At 44.8% G+C, this 1,859-nt stretch carries 2 protein-coding genes and 1 pseudogene; all 3 read left to right on the top strand.

The window, feature by feature from the left end; translation table 11 throughout:
• A partial coding sequence (locus KNP95_RS15845; protein WP_214838353.1) for a rolling circle replication-associated protein occupies positions 1-604 on the top strand: 604 nt, incomplete at its 5' end.
• Positions 605-1,119: 515 nt separating this feature from the next.
• Entirely contained in the window at positions 1,120-1,410 is a 291-nt protein-coding gene (locus KNP95_RS15840) for a CopG family antitoxin (protein ID WP_483299322.1), read from the top strand.
• A gap of 61 nt (positions 1,411-1,471) precedes the next feature.
• Positions 1,472-1,859 (top strand): annotated as a pseudogene (locus KNP95_RS15835) (rolling circle replication-associated protein); the annotation flags it as partial.

Genomic DNA, 1,859 nt, shown 5'->3' with positions numbered 1-1,859 from the left:
GAATATGCAGGACACGAAACGATTGTACAGCGACTTCAAGAAATTCATGATGAAGTTCCGTTATAAATACGAAAAAGAACATGGATCCATAGATTACATGACGGTGGTTGAACCACAAGAACGGGGCGCATGGCATCATCATTTGCTCGTTCGGTTCAATGACAAGGCAGGGTCTAAGATATTCATTCCTAACGATGAGGTAGCTGAAATATGGGGGCATGGCTTCACGAAAATTCATTCGTTGAGCGGTGTCGACAATATCGGGGCGTATCTCTCGGCATACTTGGCTGATATCGAGGTCACTCCAGAGAACATTCACGGGGCTGTCGCAAAGAAAAAAGAAATAAAGGTAGTTGAAATAGACGGGAAAGAAAAGAAATTCATTAAGGGTGGTCGCCTGCATCTCTACCCAACTGGGATGAACCTCTATCGTAAATCGAGAGGAATCGAAATGCCGGAACGGAAAGAAATGAAATACGAGGACATAAAAAAAGTAGTCGGGTCTGCAGAACCCAACTACACCAATCAAATTGTCGTCGAACAGGACGACTTCACAAACACTATCACCTACGAACAGTATAACATGAAACGAGGTGGTCAGTAACTTCGCTTTAAAAAAACTGAATAGAACTGGGACACTTCTGTGGTGGGGGTGTCCCTTTTTCTGTTGCGGAAGCGGAGCGGCAACGCAGCGGATCGGTTAGGGGGGACCCGTCGGTGACGGGGGGTTCCCTTAACGACCGCAGCGGCCCGAACGCACCTGTAATATAAAGTTACACCTCAAACAAAAGTATACAGTTGAAGCGGGAAATTACAAGCGTTTACGATGTAACGGAATGATGCAAGGTGATGCAATTTGAATCATGTTGATTCGTGATATTACTCCCCATTGGCACTAAGGTGCGTAAATGGGCACTACGTGAAAAAAACAATGCCCAGCGTTTATGTCGCGAAAGCTGGTTGATGAATGAGAAGCCCCCTGAGTACACTCAAACCAGTGGCTCCCAGAGGGGCGAAGAACCTCGGAGACGATGGTTTTAGGGGTTCGGGGGGCAGAGTCTCATCGTCAACCAGTCGTGAAATAAAAAGCGTTGACTAAAAATGTCTTAAAAGCATACAATAAACACACGAGAGGAGTTGAAAAAAATGGCGGCTAACGAATTAGAAATGAAGCGGTTCAATATCCGTATGCCACAAGAGATGTTTGACCGTATCGAAATGGCGGCTCACAAACGTGGTGTAGCGGTCTCTGCGTTCATCAACATGAAACTGGATGAAATCCTTAAGCAAGACGAGACAAGCAATTCTATGCGCATTCTGACTGACCCAGTAGCTATGCAAGCAATCATGGCTCAAATGAATCTTCACGTTGAAGAATCGAGCCAAGAAGTCGAGGAAAAAGAGGCGTAAAAGTCGTGCGCTCTTTATTAACTTGATTTTAATTAAACATTAGCAGAAAAGTGGTGAGAAGATGGAACAGGCAGACCGTCCTGGCATCTCTCCTATCTCGAGCGTAACAGTCACGAAAATGAACCATCTTGTTGAGGTGCAACACATGGAATACATGAATCGCACGAATCATATCAAGAAGTTGGACAAGGAACGCTATGTGAATCTCAAGACGGGTGAGGTAGGGGAATTCAAGCAAGGAGAAGTGAGGAGTGATAGCTATAACTCGTTGCGTCAGACGTTCAAGAAGCTACGGTATCTAATCAATAACAACTACACTGGAGCGGGCAACGAGCTACATATCACATTGACGTACAAAGAGAATATGCAGGACACGAAACGATTGTACAGCGACTTCAAGAAATTCATGATGAAGTTCCGTTATAAATACGAAAAAGAACATGGATCCA

It is taken from the genome of Exiguobacterium sp. s36, from assembly GCF_018618345.1.
In the GTDB taxonomy this organism is placed as follows: domain Bacteria; phylum Bacillota; class Bacilli; order Exiguobacteriales; family Exiguobacteriaceae; genus Exiguobacterium; species Exiguobacterium chiriqhucha.
The sequence above is the reverse complement of the archived record's forward strand: the minus strand, read 5'-3'. Positions and strand labels throughout refer to the sequence as shown.